Origin of the sequence: Mesorhizobium comanense, assembly GCF_005503535.1 — a bacterium.
Taxonomy (GTDB): domain Bacteria; phylum Pseudomonadota; class Alphaproteobacteria; order Rhizobiales; family Rhizobiaceae; genus Mesorhizobium; species Mesorhizobium comanense.
In genome coordinates, this window is the sequence record NZ_SCNN01000009.1 from 93340 (window position 1) to 109812 (window position 16473).

Consider the following 16473-nt stretch of genomic DNA (forward strand, 5'->3'; position numbering starts at 1 on the left):
CCGCCGCGTTCTTGTCGTTGATGGCCTTTTGGCCTGGCTGTCTGCGCAGCCTTGTCCCTGTTTGAGCCCGACCGTCTTTGAGCGGCCTGAACCCGAAGTCCCCGTCCGGCGAAACTCAGTGCATGGTCATCCATTCGCGGGCTTCGCGAAGCGCCTTGGCGATCTCGACCTTCGACATGGCCGCCGACAGTTCAGAGCGCAATTCCGCGGCGCGGGCTGACCCCTTGATGGCGGCGATGTTGAACCATTTGTGGGCGGCAACGACGTCGGTCTCGCAATCGCGGCCGGTCGCATACATCATGCCCAGTTCGAAAAGAATGTCGGCCTGGGCAGTTGCCCCCATGGCGCCGAAACCTGCTTCAAGCATTTCAAAACGTGCCATTTTAGTCCCCTGTCTGGCTCCCGAGAGCTGCCTCCGTTTGTCTCGTCCGGGCCGCTCTTTCGATGCTTCCGAGAATGCCGCCGAGGCTTGAATCCGTCGTTAAATGGCGTGCTTAATTTGAGGAAAACAAAGCTAAAACAAGAGGTAAACACGAAAATTCGTTAAGGATACAAAGCCAGCAATTCGGCCGGTTTTCGCTAAATTTGACGAAAATTTTCGAGAGCGGTTTCAAGACTCCGCTAACCCTAGGAAACGAACACAATCCGCCGATCGTTTTCATTTCCCGCAGGCAGGGCCGTTTCAGGGGCCTTCAAAATGCCAAACCCTTCCCCAGCGGCACCGCTTTTGTTTTGGCGGAAGCTGGATTAGCTTACGTTTGCGTAAGCGGCAGACCGGCGAGGCGGAGCATCCGGCCGGCTATCCAAAGGGAGGAAGACATGTTTCGTAAAGTGAGCCTGGCTCTCGCAGCCACATTGATCATGTCGGGCGCGGCCTGGGCCGATCCGATTGAGGGCAACTGGAAGACGCAGGCCGGCGACACCGCCGCCATCGGTGGCTCCGGTTCGTTTTCGATCACGCTCAAGACCGGTAAGTACGCCGGCAAGACCATCGGCTCGCTGAAGGCGGCCGGCGACAACAAGTACACCGGCAACATCACCGACCCGGCGAATGACAAGACCTACTCGGGCAAGGCAACCCTGTCGGGCACCTCGCTCAAGATGAGCGGCTGCGTGCTGGGCGGACTGATCTGCAAGAGCCAGACCTGGCACAAGCTCTGATCGAGCGCATGCTCAAAACCAGGATTGACGGGGCCCGACGGGCCCCGTTTTCGTTTCAGCGGCCGAATTGACCCGGCATTCTTCGGAGCGGCGGCCACCCTCGAATTCCCGTCAATCAATTTGAACGGCAGATGAACGCCGCCATCAGAGCCGGTTCAGAGGCAACAGGGCATTCTCCACGCATTGAAGGAGACACGACCCCAATGCTCGCCCGCCGCTTCACCATCGTCTGCCTGCTGATGAGCCTGTTTGGAATGTTCTTCGCCATCCTCGTCGCCGAAGCGGGCCGCCCGGCTCGCTCCTGGGACGAAGCCACCAGAATCTGCGGCTTCGGCTGCCCGACCAACCTTCGTCACTGAAACAACGACCCGGACCTCGCAAAGAAAAGCAGAAAAATCATGAACCGCATCACCGCCAACGCCCTTGAGACCCTCCGGCTTCTGCCGCGGGCGGCGCTCATCCTGATGCTTCTGGCCGCCCCGGTCCTGGCGGTGCCGACGATGCGCGCCGATGCCGGTTCGACGATCGAGGCTCCGGCCCTGAAGAAGTCCGGCGTCGGTTTCGTCCTGCTGGTCAGCCTGCAGCGCGGATAGAAAAACGGCGCTTCTGGCATCTTCGTTGGCGAGCCCCCTCCCAACAGCTCATCCAAGTCTCTATATTGAGCCATGGAAAAGCGAATCTATCCCCAAGCCATCGAATCTGTCGTCATGCCCGAGCCTTTTGGCCGGCAAAGCTTCGACAACGCCGAAAAAGCAGTCGCGGCACTTCAGGTGCTCTACGACCGCAACACCAAGTTCCTGCGCGATTCCTTCAATGCCCTTGCCGCCGGTGGGGACAGCAGCAAGCGCTACCGGGCCTTCTACCCCGAGATCGGCGTCACCACGAGCTCGTTCACCCAGGTCGACTCGCGCCAAGCCTACGGCCATATGCCGACACCGGGCCATTTCGCCACCACGGTCACGCAGCCGCGGCTGTTCGAGAGCTACCTTGTCGAGCAGCTTCGGCTGATCATGCGCAATCACGGCGTGCCGGTGACGGTCTCGGAATCGACCACCCCCATCCCGCTGCATTTCGCCTTCCTCGAAGGCGCCTATGTCGACAGCGCGGCCGCCGAGCGCATCAAGCGGCCGATCCGCGACCTGTTCGACGTGCCGGACCTCGATGGCACCGACGACCAGATCGCCAACGGCACATTCGAGGTCGCGTTCGGCGAGCCACGGCCGCTGGCGCCGTTCACCGCGCAGCGCATCGACTATTCGCTGCATCGCATGACGCATTACACCGCGACCAGCCCGCAGCATTTCCAGAACTTCGTGCTGTTCACCAACTACCAGTTCTACATCGACGAATTCGTCGCCCGCGCGCGCGACCTGATGGAGAGCGGCGGCGGCGGATATGTTGAATTCGTCGAGCCAGGCAATGTCGTGACACGTGCCGGCGCCGGAGCGCCAAGCGAGGGCACGCCGCCGGCGCGCCTGCCGCAAATGCCCGCCTACCATCTGAAGAAGCCGAACCATGGCGGCATCACCATGGTCAATATCGGCGTCGGCCCGTCCAACGCCAAGACGATCACCGACCATATCGCGGTGCTGAGGCCGCATGCGTGGGTCATGCTTGGCCATTGCGCCGGGCTGCGCAACACCCAGGCGCTGGGCGACTATGTGCTGGCACACGCCTATGTGCGCGAGGACCATGTGCTGGACGACGACCTGCCGGTCTGGGTACCGATCCCGCCGCTCGCCGAAATCCAGGTCGCGCTGCAGGAGGCTGTCGCCGAGGTCACCGGCCTGTCCGGCTATGATCTCAAGCGCATCATGCGCACCGGCACGGTCGCCACCATCGACAACCGCAACTGGGAACTGCGCGACCAGCGCGGGCCGGTGCAACGCCTTTCGCAGTCGCGCGCCATCGCGCTCGACATGGAATCGGCGACGATCGCGGCCAACGGCTTCCGCTTCCGTGTCCCTTACGGCACGCTGCTTTGCGTTTCCGACAAGCCGCTGCATGGCGAATTGAAACTGCCCGGCATGGCGACCGAGTTCTACAAGCGCCAGGTGGCGCAGCACCTGACCATAGGCATCAGGGCGATGGAGAAGCTGGCCGAAATGCCGATGGAGCGGCTGCATTCGCGCAAGCTCAGAAGCTTTTCGGAGACGGCGTTCCAATAAGCCGCCTCGGCGCTGGAGCGAGGCAATTGGTCGTCTTGTTCAGGCCGCAATTTGCCCGCTAAGCAGGCCGAACGGATCGGCAGGCGGCATTGGGCAGACACGACCTCGATGGCAACGGGCACGCGCTTGAACATGATGGCTGGGTTGGCATTCCTGGCGATGACGGGATTGTCGGCCGCGCTGCTGGCCGGCTTCTTCGGTACGCTGCATCCGGCTTTCGATTCCTTCTCGCATTTCCGCATTCATTTCAGCCTGCTGATGGCACTGCTGGCACTGCCGCTGCTGGCCAGTTCCTATCGGCTTCAGGCAGCAGCGGCGCTGCTGTTTGCCATCGCCTGCCTTGCCACCACCGCGAACGCATTGCCCAGGCTGTGGCCGGAGCCGGCTGTCGCCAGGCCCGCCGGCCAGGCCGTCTACAGCCTGCTGCAGATGAATCTGCGCTTCAACAATCCGACGCCGAAGAAAGTGCTCTCGCTGATCGGCCGCACCAATCCCGACGTGATCACGCTCGATGAAGTGTCGCAGATGTGGGCGACCGAACTCGACTACATCAAGAGCGCCTATCCCTACCGCATCCTCTGCGACTACCCCAACGGCATGTTCGGGGTCGCTCTGCTGTCGCGGCGGCCGTTTGCCGCCGGCACGTCACCACGTTGCGAACCGCGCGGCGCCATGGCGACCGCCACCATCGATTTCGGCGGCATCGACGTCGATGTCGCCGCCATCCATTTGAGTTGGCCGTGGCCGAAGGAGCAATACTGGCAGATCGGCGAACTGGCCGAACCGCTGGCCGCGCTGGGCAAGACGGCGATCATGGCCGGCGACTGCAATGCCGTGCCGTGGAGCGCGGCGGTGCGGCGTGTCGCCGCTCTCGGCGGCCTGACGATCATGCCTTCGGCCGGTTCGACCTGGATCCACCGGACACTGCCCGACATGCTGCGCCGCTATGCGGGCCTGCCGATCGACCAGGTGTTCAGCAAGGGCGGATTGACCATCCTGTCGTCGACCCGGCTGGAGGATACCGGTTCCGACCACCTGCCGGTGCTGGTTGAGTTTTCGCTGCACCCGGAGGCGGACAAGCCGGTCGACGAGCATGAAACCGCGACGGTGTCGCTGCCGCTCATGCCGCGAAGCTGATCATGCCCCTGAGAGGCGCCAGCTAGGACTTCGCCAGCGCGTCGACCAGGTATTCGACATGGCCGCCTTCCCTGTGCTCACGGGCGTCGAAAGCGTTCTGCTTCGCCTCGTACTCATCAAAGACAGCGTCTATGCGCCTGCGTGCCTCGCGACGCGTCTGGGAACATTGCGGGTCATTGGGAACCGTCAACCCGGTGAGCGCCTTCTCGGTCGCCGTCATCATCTGCCTGGCGATCTCGCCATGTGTTTCCTCGTGCTTGCGCACGCCTTCAAAAAACCGCGCCCAGCGGCGATCGAGGGGCGCAGGCAGGACGGAGGTGACACGCGGGTAGGTGAAACTCAGATTGAGCGTGCCATTCGCCTTCGCGATACGGCAAGCACCCTTGGACTTGGCGAAGTCGAAATCCCAATCCTTGGTATAGCTGGTCTGGGCGATGGCCCGGGCCATGAAACTGTGCCTGGGGCCATTGCGATCCATGGATCGGATAAGCGCCTCGCCGGTGGCGCCGGCAACATCATATGTCTGCGTCTTGACCAGAACCTTGACGTCAGCCTGCGCGGCAGAGACGAAACCTGACAATGCGCCGATAGCCGTCAGAACTGAAAGCGCCGTCAAACGCATATCCATTCCCTTCCCGGCGTCGAAGGACCAACGGCCGCGTGCCGCCGGCCCTGACCTCACATGTTCTGGTAGACCGGCCCCTCGCCGCCCTGCGGCGGCACCCAATTGATGTTCTGGTTCGGATCCTTGATGTCGCAAGTCTTGCAGTGGACGCAGTTCTGCGCGTTGATGACGAAGCGCACATCCTTCGCCGCCGGATCGGCGGCGGCGTTGCCGTCCTTGTCGACCCACTCATAGACGCCTGCCGGGCAGTAACGCGTCGAGGGCCCGGCGAAGACATCGTGTTCGGAACGCTGCTGCAGCGCCAGGTCGCCGACGACGAGGTGCACCGGCTCGTTTTCCTCATGGTTGGTGTTGGACAGGAACACCGAGGACAGCCGGTCGAAAGTCAGCACGCCATCCGGCTTCGGATAGGTTATCTTCTTGTGCTGGGCGGCTGGCTCGAGCGCGGCGTAGTCAGCCTTGCCGTGCTTGAGCGTGCCGAAGGGGGAGAAGCCGAACAGCGTGTTCAGCCACATGTCGAGCCCGCCGAGCCCGATGCCGACAACCGTGCCGAAGCGCGACCACAGCGGCTTGACGTTGCGAACCTTCTTCAAGTCCTTGCCGATGTCGGTCGAGCGCCAGGCTTCCTCGTAGGAGGCGAGTTCGTCATTGGCGCGGCCGGCGGCGATCGCTTCACTGACATGTTCGGCCGCCAGCATTCCAGACAGGACGGCATTGTGGGAGCCCTTGATGCGCGGCACGTTGACGAAGCCTGCCGAGCAGCCCATCAGCACGCCGCCCGGGAACGACAGTTTCGGCACCGACTGCCAGCCGCCCTCGGTGATGGCACGGGCACCATAGCCGATGCGCTTGGCGCCTTCGAACGTGCCCGATATCGCCGGATGGGTCTTGAAGCGCTGGAATTCCTCGAAGGGCGACAGATACGGGTTCTTGTAGTTCAGGTGGAGGACGAAGCCGACCGCGACCTGGTTGTCCTCCAGATGATAGAGGAAGGAGCCGCCACCGGTCTTGAGGTCGAGCGGCCAGCCGAAGCTGTGCTGGACGAGGCCCGGCTTGTGGTTTTCCGGTTTGACCTGCCAGAGTTCCTTGAGGCCGATGCCGTATTTGCCGGGCTCGCGGCCATCGGAAAGCTTGTACCTGGCGATCAACTGCTTGGCGAGCGACCCGCGCGCGCCCTCGCCGATCAGCACATATTTGCCCATCAGCGCCATGCCGGGAGCATAGGCCGGGCCATGCGTGCCGTCCTTCTCGACGCCCATGTCGCCGGTAATCACGCCGGTAACGGCGCCGGCATCATTGTAGACGAGGCTTACCGCGGCAAAGCCCGGATAAATCTCGACGCCGAGCGCCTCGGCCTTGGTCGCCAGCCAGCGGCAGACATTGCCGAGCGAGACGATGTAGTTGCCGTGATTGTTCATCAGCGGCGGCATCATGAAATTGGGCAAGCGCACCGAGCCGGCGGGGCCAAGCACCAGGAAATGGTCCGCGGTGACCGGCGTCTTGAAGGGATGACCATCTTCTTCGCGCCAGCCCGGCAACAGCCGGTCGATGCCGACCGGATCGACGACGGCGCCCGAAAGAATATGAGCGCCGACCTCACCACCCTTTTCCAGCACGACGACGGAAAGCTCGGGATTGACCTGCTTGAGGCGGATGGCGGCGGCGAGGCCGGCCGGACCGGCGCCGACGATGACCACGTCGAATTCCATGCTTTCGCGTTCGATATCGCTCATCAACCCCTCCGCACTGGCTTGCCGCTGTTGCGTATCTTGCTGGCTCCTGCGCTGCATAGCGCATCAATTGGCGACAGGAAACCGGCGCATACGTGACAATGCGGATTTGGCCAAAAAGTCGCGCATCCGGTGGCACGACAGGTGTTCGCGCACGCCGGCACCCGCCGCGCTCGCGATTTTTAATTGTTCGGCGGCTTGCTTATCGGCCATACTTGTCGCCATGCGCATTCCTGGGCCAGCCGGCTTTCCTTCGACGCGCTTTCTTTTCCCGCCCGGCCGGGCCTGCCGGGCGATTGTTTTGGCCTTGCTGGCGTTAGCACCGGGTTATGCCGCCGCGGACGAGGTAAAAGTCTGGGCGACAGGCGCGTATTCCTTCTCCGACGAACTCGGCGGCTTCCGCATCACCGGAGCCTCCGGCATCGGAACCAGGGACGACCCGCTGGTCATCACCGAAGAGCTGAATTCGGCGACACCGGTGACGCTGACCATCCGAACGACGAAGCCGATCCAGACGTTCGGCAAGGCCGGCGAGTTCGCCAACGGCATCATGTACATGCGCCTCAACGTGCTCAACAACAGCGGCCAGGCCTGGATCGAATTCCAGTTCGAGCTTCAGGAAATACTGAACCAGCCCAGCGTCTTCGGGGACGGACTTTCGTTCGACCAGCGCAACAAGACGCCCGAGAACATCTGGTCGAGCAACTTCGCCGACTTCGACCGGGATTTCGAACCCTATGACCGGCTGCTGTTCAGGAACGGCAAGGTCGACCCACTGAAGACCGCCAGCTTCGAATTCCTGATGACGGACTACACGCCTCGATGGACGTTTTATGTGGTGCAGGATCCCCGCATTCCGACGGGATAGGATGCATCGCTCGCGGCAGGCTCGGGAAATGCTCTGACGGCGCGTTGGATCGTCGCCTTCGACATTCAAAAACTTGCAAATCCTGATCGCGCGGATGATGGTGGCGGCATGATTGCCGCCCCCAGCACCCCAGCCGAAATCGCCGAACTGCTCGCCTTCTATGCCAGCACTGGCGTCGACGATGCGCTGGAAGACGCCCCCGTCAACCGCTTCGCGGAGGCTTCCCGGCCGAAACAAACCGAGCGCGCCCCCGCGGCGGCCACGCCTGTCCGCGAAAGCCGACCCCAGGAAATCCCGTCCCCGCGCTCCGATCAGGACGGTGCGCCCGAGCGGCAAGCGCCATCGCCCCGCCTGGACGCAAGCAACATACCCGATGCGCCGGCGCGCGCCATGTCCGCCACCGTGCCTGACGAGGCGCAGGCAGCCCTCGCCCGGCAGATGGCGGCGAGCGCTTCCACGCTCGAGGAACTGCGCCGGCACATGGAGGCCTTCGACGGCTGCAACCTCAAGGCCACCGCCAAGCACCTGGTGTTCGCGGACGGCAATCCGGAGTCGGCACTCATGCTGGTCGGCGAAGCCCCCGGCCGCGACGAGGATATAGAGGGCCTGCCCTTCGTCGGCCGCTCCGGCCGGCTGCTCGACCGCATGCTGGCGGCGATCGGGCTCGACCGCACTTCGGTCTACATCGCCAATGTCATCCCGTGGCGCCCGCCTGGCAACCGCACGCCGACGCCGCACGAAACCGAGATCTGCCGGCCGTTCATCGAGCGGCAGATCGAACTGGTCAACCCCAAGGTGCTGGTCAATCTCGGCGGTCCGTCAGCCAAGACCCTGCTCAACACGTCGGAAGGCATATTGCGGCTGCGCGGCAACTGGCGCGCCCACACCACAGCGTCCGGCATTGCCATACCGGCCATGCCGACGCTGCATCCGGCGTATCTCCTGCGGACACCGGCGCACAAGAAGCTGGCGTGGCGGGATTTCCTCGAGGTGAAGGCAAAGCTGCGGGCGATCGGCTGACCATAACCTCGCAGGTAATTGAAATGCATGCGGTGCCGGCCTAGTCATTTCCCATGACAACAGCACAAACCTCCGCCGGCAGCCTCATTCGCGAATGGCGCACACGCCGCCGCATGAGCCAGCTCGATCTCGCCATGGAAGCCGAGATTTCACAGCGCCATCTCTCCTTCGTCGAAAGCGGGCGGGCCGCGCCCTCGCGCGACATGGTGCTGCGTCTGGCCGAGCAACTGGCCATCCCGCTCCGGCAACGCAATCAGTTGCTGCTGGCCGCTGGCTTCGCGCCCAATTTCAGCGAAAGGCCGCTTACCGACCAGACGCTGGCGCCGGCGATAGCGGCGGTGGAGATCGTGCTCAAGGGACATGAGCCCTTCCCGGCACTCGCCGTCGACAGGCACTGGAACCTCGTGTCGGCCAATGCCGCCATCGCGCCCTTCCTCGCCGATGTCGGCGAGGCTTCGCTGCTGACATCGCCGGTCAACGTGCTCCGCCTCAGCCTTCACCCCGGCGGCATCGCGCCGCGCATCGTCAACCTGCAGGAATGGCGCACGCATCTGCTCGAACGGCTCAAGCATCAGAACGACGCCAGCGGCGACCCCGTGCTGATCGATCTGGAGCGCGAATTGCGCGGCTACCCGTCAGGTTTGAAGACCAACAGGCCGACGCGTATCGAGCCTGATGGCATCGTCCACCCCCTGCGGCTCGCTCATGGCGATACGGTGCTTTCCTTCATCAGCACCATAACCGTGTTCGGTACGCCGCTCGACGTCACGCTCTCCGAGCTGGCGATCGAGTCCTTCTTCCCGGCGGACGAGCAGACGCGAACGGTTCTGGTGCGGCTGGGTAAGGAGCGGGCCGAACGATCCTGATCATCCCTGCGGCAGGGCCGCCTTGCGCGTGCGCGTGCGCTCCAGGCCGAGCTGGCGCTCACGCCAGATGATGAAGATGCCGGCGGCCACCACGATCACGCCGCCAATCAGTGTGCTGAGCGACGTCACGTCGCCGAACACGAAATAGCCGACCACGACGCCGAGGATCATCGAGGTGTATTCGAACGGCGCCACGACCGAGGCCTCGGCATGGCGATAAGCCGCCGTCATCAGGATCTGGCCGAGCCCGCCACAGAAGCCGGCGATGACGAGAAGCGCGGCCTGTGCGGCCGTCAGCGATTGCCAGCCGAAGGGCAGCGTCAGCAACGACAGCACGCTCGCCGTCGACGAGAACCACAGAACGATGGTCGCCGTCTTTTCCGTCTGCACCAGGTTGCGCACGAGCAGCATGGCGACCGCCGAGATCGCCGCGGCAACCAGCGCGGCAATGACGCCCAGAACCTCCTGGTCATCGAGCCCTTCGCCTGAATTCAGCAGTGTCAGTTCCGGCCAGGAGATGATGAGCACGCCGACCAGGCCGACGGCAACCGCACTCCAGCGATAGACGCGGATCGCCTCGCCGAGGAAGATCGAGGAAAACACCACCACCAGCAGCGGCTGGGCATAGTTCAGCGTGATCGCCTCGGGCAATGGCAGGCGCGTCAGCGCGAAGAAGCCAAGCCCCATGGCCCCGACACCGACAACGCCGCGCGCGATGTGATTGAACGGCCTGCGTGTGGTGAAGGCGGTGGCGAGCTTTCTCTGGAAGGCAAGGAAAGCCATGATCGGAAAGATCGCGAAGAACGAGCGGAAAAAGACGATCTGCCCCGCGGGCACGTCACCGGCCGCCTTGATGCAGGTTTGCATGCCGACAAAAACCGCCACGGAGACGATCTTGAGGGCAATGCCCCGCAGCGTATCGTGGCCGCCGCTGGTTTCTGGTTGCGCCCCCGCTGTCGATGTCACGCTGTTGATATCACGCTGGCGATGCGTCCCCGATCGTTGCCCGGATTGCCGGCGGCATTCGGCGTGTCGATACGACTTTTGCCGCGATGCCGCAAAGGAGGCCTGAATAGTCCCTGTCGCAGTTTTGTCGAGGGCCTGTTTCGTGTAAAGAGCGCGGACTTCGAATTATTTGGACCAGTCAGACCATGTCCGGTCCCAGGAAAAGACAGGAAAAGCCCGGGAATGCGCACTGACACAGGCCAGGTCTTCAAACTCGAAGACTATCGCCCCAGCGACTACCTCATTCCGGAAACCAATCTTGAATTCCGTCTTTCGCCTCAGGCCACGATCGTCATCGCGACATTGACGGTCGAGCGCCGTCACGGCGTGGCCGTATCGGCTCCGCTGGTCCTGGACGGCGACGGGCTGTCGCTCAAGCGCGTCGAGATCGACGGCAAGAAAGTCAAACCGTCGGACCTGACGGCCAGCCCCGACCAGCTGACCCTTCTGAAGCCGCCGTCCGCGCACCGCTTCCATCTGCTTGTCGAAACCGAACTGGCGCCGGACGGCAACGAGGCGCTGATGGGCCTCTACCGCTCCAACAATGTCTATTGCACGCAATGCGAAGCCGAAGGCTTTCGCCGCATCACCTATTTCCTCGACCGCCCCGACATTCTCTCTGTCTACACGGTGCGGATCGAGGCGCCGCGCCACGAGGCGCCGCTGCTGCTGTCCAACGGCAATCCGGTCGACAAGGGCGATCTTGGCGATGGCTGGCACTATTCGGTCTGGCACGACCCCTTTCCCAAGCCGTCCTACCTGTTCGCGCTTGTAGCCGGCAATCTCGGCCGGGTCGCCGACAGTTTCGTCACGATGTCGGGCCGCAAGGTCGAACTCGGCATCTATGTCGAGCCAGGTAAGGAGACGCTCGCCGGCTACGCGATGGATGCGCTGAAGCGGTCGATGCGATGGGATGAGGAAGCCTTTGGCCGCGAGTACGATCTCGACGTCTTCAACATCGTCGCCGTGTCCGACTTCAACATGGGCGCGATGGAGAACAAGGGCCTCAACATCTTCAACGACAAATATGTGCTGGCCGACCGGGAAACCGCGACGGACGCCGATTTCGCCAATATCGAGGCGATCATCGCGCATGAATATTTCCACAATTGGACAGGCAACAGAATCACTTGCCGCGACTGGTTCCAGCTATGCCTGAAGGAAGGGCTGACGGTCTTCCGCGATCATGAATTCTCCGCCGACCAGCGCTCGCGTGGGGTCAAGCGCATCGCCGAGGTGCGGACGCTGCGCGCCCATCAGTTTCCCGAGGACCAAGGGCCACTGGCACATCCGGTGCGCCCCCGCCGCTACCGCGAGATCAACAATTTCTACACGGCGACCGTCTACGAAAAGGGCTCCGAAGTGGTGCGCATGATCCGCACCATTGTCGGGACCGAAGCCTTTCGCGCCGGCATGGATCTCTATTTCGAACGGCATGACGGCGAAGCGGCGACGATCGAGGATTTCATCAAGGTGTTCGAGGACGCGTCGGGCCGCGACCTGTCGCAATTCGCGCTCTGGTACCATCAGGCGGGCACGCCCAACCTGTCCATCAGTTCGTCGCACAATCCGGCCGCCCGGGAATTCACGCTCGAGATCGAGCAATCGGTGCCGCCGACACCATCCGAGAGCCGCAAGCGGCTCATGCATATCCCGCTCGCCTTCGGCCTGATCGGCGCCGGCGGCAAGCCTGTCGAGTATGGTGACGTCGATGGCGCCAGCGTCGAGGACGGCGTCATCCATGTCCGCAAGCGCCGCCATGTCGTGCGCTTCAGCGGCATAGCGGAACGTCCCGCAGTGTCGCTCAACCGAGGCTTCTCTGCCCCAGTGACGCTGTCGGTGGAGCAGAAGGCAGACGATCAGTTCTTCCTTGCCCGCCACGACGGCGACGCCTTCTCGCGCTGGCAGGCCTTCAACACGCTGCTCACCGATGCGCTAATCGCTGCCTTCCGCGATATCCTCGGCGGCAAGCAGCCTGCTTTTCCGGAACGGCTGATCGAACTCGCCGGCACCATCGCCAGCGACGAGACGCTGGAGCCGGCCTACCGCGCGCTGGCGCTGTCGCTGCCGGGTGAAGCCGATATAGCCCGCGACATCGGCAGGAACATCGATCCGGATGCAATCCACGCTGCCAGGCAGGCCCTGGCGCTCGCCATCGCCAGGGCCTGCCGCGATGCCTTCGCCCGCCTCTATGGCCAGCTCGTGGACACAGGCGGGTTCAGTCCGGACGCGGCGAGCGCGGGACGGCGCGCGCTGCGCAATGGCCTGCTCGAGTATCTCTCCCTGCTGCCGGGTGGCGCCGCGCTCGCCGCTGAACACTTCCGGTCGGCGACCAACATGACCGACCGCGCGGCCGCATTGAGCGTGCTGGCGCATCGTCATCACGGTTCATCCGAGGCGATCGAGGCGCTGGCGGCTTTCGAACAGACCTATGCGAACGACCCGCTGGTGATGGACAAATGGTTCCTGATCCAGGCAAGCGTGCCCGGCCCTCAGGCAGTGGACACGGTTCGCGCCCTGACCGCCCATCGCGCCTTCTCGATGGGCAATCCGAATCGCGTGCGCTCATTGATCGGCACATTCTCAAGCGCCAACCAGACCGGCTTCCACCGGCCCGACGGAGAAGCCTACCGGTTCTTCGTGCAGACGGTCCTGGAGGTCGAAAAGCGCAATCCGCAAGTGGCGGCAAGGCTGGCCACGGCGCTCAGATCGTGGCGGTCGCTCGAACCAGGCCGGCAGGCCAAGGCCCGGGAAGCGCTGCTTTCGATCGCCAACGCCGAAAACCTGTCGGCGGATCTGCGCGATATTGTGGAGAGGACGCTGGCATAGCCGCCCGCCCTGCCGTGGAGGTGCGGGGCGTCCCACCTCCCGAAACCTAATATTTCAATCAATTTTTAATCTTTTTTCGCCGGACCACTGGACAAGGCGAATCACCTTTGATTCTTTACTGACGATTCGGATGTGCGGCGTTTGCCGGATCAACAAGCAGCATAGGCAAATTCGGGGAGTGCCATTTATGGCGAAGGCGGACGCGTGGGGCGCGCCCGGAGGGATGGCTTTTGCGCGGCGCGAGACGCCAAGCGACGGCCTGGCCGGGAACACGCGGCTCATAGCCGAACCGGCCTACAAGCGGCTTCTCGCCGCTGAACCGTTGCTGCGCCGGTCGATACCGGCCCTGATCGTCATCTTCCTGATCGTCATCGCGGCTCTGCGCGTGCTGTCGCTGATGAATGAGCGCGACGATGTCGAGCGAGACGCCAAGGCTGTCCTGACGCTGGCGGCGGGCCAGCTCGCCAGTTCGCTCGCGACCATCTCCGACACGCCGCCAGGCGCCATTCAGGACCTGCTGGAAACCACCAGCCGCCAAGGCGCCATGGGCCGCAGCCACGTGCTCGTCATAACCGACAGCGCCTTCAAGATCACCGCGGTGACGCCACGTTCCATGCCCTGGCAGGGCCATTCGCTCGACGGGCTGGTCCAGGGTGGCCAGCCGCTGTTCATGTTCGGCGACCGTGCCGGTGTCATGGAGGTCAACATCGGCGGCCCGGACTGGTACGCCGCGGTCAGCGTCGCCAAGGACAGGAAGGGGGCCGCGGCGGCGCTCGTGCCGCAGGAAGCCGTCTTCGACACATGGCGCAAGACGGTCTCGCTGAACGTGACCCTGTTCGTTCTGACCGCCGGTGTTCTGATCATCATCCTCTACGCCTATTTCGGCCAGGCGGCGCGCGCGCAGGCGGCCGACCGCATCTACCTCGAAGCGCATCAGCGCATCGACATGGCGCTGGTTCGCGGCCGCTGCGGCCTGTGGGATTGGGACATGGTGCGCGGCAAGATGTACTGGTCGCGCTCGATGTACGACATGCTCGGCTACGAGCCTTGTGAAACGATGCTGTCCTTCGGCGAGGTCGACGAGATCATCCATCCCGATGACGGGGACTTGTTCCAGCTCGCCAACCGGATCGTCGCGCGCGAAATCGACCATATCGACCAGGTCTTCCGGATGCGGCACGCCGATGGCCAGTGGGTGTGGATGCGCGCCCGGGCGCAGGTCATGGATCCGGAGGCGCCGGAGATCCAACTGATCGGCATTGCGGTGGATGTCACCGAGCAGCGTCATCTTGCGCTGCGCTCCGAAGCGGCCGACCTTCGCCTGAGGACCGCGATCGAGAACATCACCGAATCCTTCGTGCTGTGGGACGCTTCCCAGCGGCTGATCATGTGCAACTCGAAGTACCAGCAGGACAACGGACTGTCGGATCGCGACGTTATGCCGGGCGTGGCCCGCGCGGCCCTGGAAGAGCGCATGCTGGCCTTTGCATCGGAACGGCGGCTTGCCAACACCAATGGGCCGCAGGGCGGCTCCACCTTCGAGCGCCAGCTCGCCGATGGCCGTTGGCTGCAGGTCAACGAACTCAGGACCAGGGATGGCGGCATCGTCTCGGTCGGCTCCGACATCACCCAGATCAAGCTGCATCAGGAAAAGCTGGTCGACAGCGAGCGCCGGCTGATGGCGACGATCCATGACCTCAGCCTCGCCCGCCGCGCCGAAGAGGAACGCTCGCGCGAACTGGTCGAACTCAACCACAAATACATGAAGGAAACCGAGCGCGCCGAGGCGGCGAACCGGGCGAAATCCGAGTTCCTCGCCAACATGTCGCACGAACTGCGCACGCCGCTCAACGCCATCATCGGCTTCTCCGAACTGATGGAACAGGGATTGTTCGGCCCGCTGGGATCGGAGCGCTACGAGGAATATGCGACCGATATCAACAGCTCAGGCAAATATCTTCTGGGCGTCATCAACGACATTCTCGACATGTCCAAGATCGAGGCCGGCCAGTTCTCGCTGGACCAGGAGCAGATCGACCTCGGCCCGCTGATCAGCGAGACGGTGCGGGTCGTCTCGCTGCAGGCGGCGCAGAAGGCGATCACCGTGGAAACGCGCATCGCCGATGCCCTGACATTGTTCGCCGACCGTCGCGCGATCAAGCAGATCGTCATCAACCTTCTGTCCAACGCGGTAAAATTCACCGGCCAGGGCGGCCACATATCGGTCAGGGCGCGCAACACGTCCGGAGCGCTGGTGCTGACCATCGAGGACAATGGCTGCGGCATCCCAAGGGCAGCGCTCGGCAAGCTCGGACGGCCCTTCGAGCAGGTGCAGAACCAGTTCTCCAAGAACCATGCCGGGTCCGGGCTCGGCCTTGCCATCTCGCGCTCGCTGGCCGAGCTTCAGGGCGGCGCGCTGAAGATCCGTTCGACCGAGGGTGTCGGCACCATCGTGTCGGTGCGCATTCCGGTGAAGAAAGGCGCTCCGTCGATCAAGGCCGCGGCCTGATCACCGGCTCCGGCCGATGTTGCCGGAGCCGAAAATCCGACGTCCTCACTGCATGCTGCCGTCGTCGCCCTCGTCATTCCACTGGCGATGGCCGAAGCGGCCGTCCTTCGGCAGTTCGCTCTTTTCGATCTTGCCGTCATTGTTCTTGTCGAGCATGGCGAAGATCTTCTTCTCGCGGCCGGTGATGTCATCGGCCGTAAGGGTTCCGTCGCCCTTGGAGTCGTAACGGTCGATGATGCGCCTGGCCATCCGTTCGAACCGCGCCTTCTCGAGCGCGTCGGCGAGCTGGGCGACGGTCAGCTTGCCACCATTGTCGGCGACAAGCTTTTTCAGTCGCGCGTCCATGGCATTGGAAAACTGGTCGAAGGTGATGGTGCCGCCATTGTCGTTCATCGCCTTGTCGAGACGCATCATGGTGCGCTCGCGCATTTTCGCGCTGTCGACGTTTTCGGCATAGGCCGCGCTGCCGACGGCCCCGGCAAGGGCGATGAAGGCAAAGGCGAGTTTGGTTGTCTTTCTCATGGTCTTCTCCTGTTGCATCGTCACCCCCGATGC

16 protein-coding genes are annotated in these 16473 nt (G+C 63.4%); 10 read left to right on the forward strand and 6 right to left on the reverse strand.

What is annotated here, in order from left to right; genetic code table 11:
- Window positions 1-115 precede the first annotated feature (115 nt).
- Window positions 116-382, reverse strand: coding sequence for an SEL1-like repeat protein (locus FFS37_RS17140; protein WP_010915070.1), 267 nt, complete (start codon window positions 380-382; stop codon window positions 116-118).
- Between the two features lie 437 nt (window positions 383-819).
- Between FFS37_RS17140 and FFS37_RS17145 the strand changes: the two genes are divergently transcribed.
- The 5 genes from FFS37_RS17145 (at window position 820) to FFS37_RS17165 (ending at window position 4466) form a co-directional block, all read left to right on the forward strand.
- Window positions 820-1161, forward strand: a complete 342-nt coding sequence (locus FFS37_RS17145; protein ID WP_137932133.1) for a DUF2147 domain-containing protein — start codon at window positions 820-822, stop codon at window positions 1159-1161.
- A gap of 131 nt (window positions 1162-1292) precedes the next feature.
- Window positions 1293-1520 carry a hypothetical protein gene (locus tag FFS37_RS17150; protein WP_137932134.1) on the forward strand — a complete coding sequence of 76 codons (228 nt, stop codon included), beginning with the start codon at window positions 1293-1295 and terminating at the stop codon, window positions 1518-1520.
- Window positions 1521-1559: 39 nt separating this feature from the next.
- On the forward strand, window positions 1560-1754 hold the full coding sequence (locus tag FFS37_RS17155) for a hypothetical protein (protein ID WP_137932135.1): 195 nt from the start codon (window positions 1560-1562) through the stop codon (window positions 1752-1754).
- 114 nt (window positions 1755-1868) lie between these two features.
- Window positions 1869-3329: an AMP nucleosidase gene (locus tag FFS37_RS17160; RefSeq protein ID WP_232375700.1), complete on the forward strand. Its 1461-nt coding sequence runs from the start codon at window positions 1869-1871 to the stop codon at window positions 3327-3329.
- Window positions 3330-3437: 108 nt separating this feature from the next.
- Window positions 3438-4466 (forward strand): endonuclease/exonuclease/phosphatase family protein, encoded by a 1029-nt coding sequence (locus FFS37_RS17165; protein WP_137932137.1) that lies wholly within the window; start codon window positions 3438-3440, stop codon window positions 4464-4466.
- 22 nt (window positions 4467-4488) lie between these two features.
- On the opposite strand, the gene FFS37_RS17170 is transcribed toward FFS37_RS17165, so the two are convergent.
- The 3 genes from FFS37_RS17170 to FFS37_RS35780 all read right to left on the reverse strand — a co-directional run bounded on the left by FFS37_RS17170 (window position 4489) and on the right by FFS37_RS35780 (window position 7046).
- Window positions 4489-5088, reverse strand: coding sequence for a DUF922 domain-containing protein (locus tag FFS37_RS17170; RefSeq protein WP_137932138.1), 600 nt, complete (start codon window positions 5086-5088; stop codon window positions 4489-4491).
- Window positions 5089-5144: 56 nt separating this feature from the next.
- Window positions 5145-6824, reverse strand: a complete 1680-nt coding sequence (locus FFS37_RS17175) for an electron transfer flavoprotein-ubiquinone oxidoreductase (RefSeq protein WP_137932139.1) — start codon at window positions 6822-6824, stop codon at window positions 5145-5147.
- A gap of 63 nt (window positions 6825-6887) precedes the next feature.
- Window positions 6888-7046, reverse strand: coding sequence for a hypothetical protein (locus FFS37_RS35780; RefSeq protein ID WP_171026307.1), 159 nt, complete (start codon window positions 7044-7046; stop codon window positions 6888-6890).
- On the opposite strand from FFS37_RS35780, the gene FFS37_RS17180 reads away from it, so the two are divergent.
- The 3 genes from FFS37_RS17180 (at window position 7045) to FFS37_RS17190 (ending at window position 9575) form a co-directional block, all read left to right on the forward strand.
- A complete protein-coding gene (locus FFS37_RS17180; protein ID WP_137932140.1) occupies window positions 7045-7689 on the forward strand; it encodes a hypothetical protein in 645 nt (214 codons plus the stop codon). The two genes, FFS37_RS35780 and FFS37_RS17180, sit on opposite strands and share 2 nt — an antisense overlap.
- A 108-nt stretch (window positions 7690-7797) precedes the next feature.
- Window positions 7798-8709, forward strand: a complete 912-nt coding sequence (locus tag FFS37_RS17185) for a uracil-DNA glycosylase family protein (RefSeq protein WP_137932141.1) — start codon at window positions 7798-7800, stop codon at window positions 8707-8709.
- 53 nt (window positions 8710-8762) lie between these two features.
- The gene (locus FFS37_RS17190) at window positions 8763-9575 is read left to right on the forward strand and encodes a helix-turn-helix domain-containing protein (protein ID WP_137932142.1); all 813 of its coding nucleotides are present in this window, start codon (window positions 8763-8765) and stop codon (window positions 9573-9575) included.
- On the opposite strand, the gene FFS37_RS17195 is transcribed toward FFS37_RS17190, so the two are convergent.
- Complete coding sequence (locus FFS37_RS17195; protein ID WP_137932143.1) at window positions 9576-10541, reverse strand: DMT family transporter; 966 nt, start codon at window positions 10539-10541, stop codon at window positions 9576-9578.
- Window positions 10542-10763: 222 nt separating this feature from the next.
- Here FFS37_RS17195 and pepN point away from each other — a divergent pair, with 222 nt between their 5' ends.
- Together pepN and FFS37_RS17205 are read left to right on the forward strand one after the other, a co-directional pair.
- Entirely contained in the window at window positions 10764-13409 is a 2646-nt protein-coding gene (gene pepN, locus FFS37_RS17200; RefSeq protein WP_137932144.1) for an aminopeptidase N, read from the forward strand.
- A 187-nt stretch (window positions 13410-13596) separates the two neighbouring features.
- A complete protein-coding gene (locus FFS37_RS17205; RefSeq protein ID WP_137932145.1) occupies window positions 13597-15918 on the forward strand; it encodes a PAS domain-containing sensor histidine kinase in 2322 nt (773 codons plus the stop codon).
- Between the two features lie 45 nt (window positions 15919-15963).
- Here the strand turns inward: FFS37_RS17205 and FFS37_RS17210 are convergent, their stop codons facing one another.
- Window positions 15964-16440, reverse strand: a complete 477-nt coding sequence (locus FFS37_RS17210; protein ID WP_137932146.1) for an EF-hand domain-containing protein — start codon at window positions 16438-16440, stop codon at window positions 15964-15966.
- Window positions 16441-16473 lie beyond the last annotated feature (33 nt).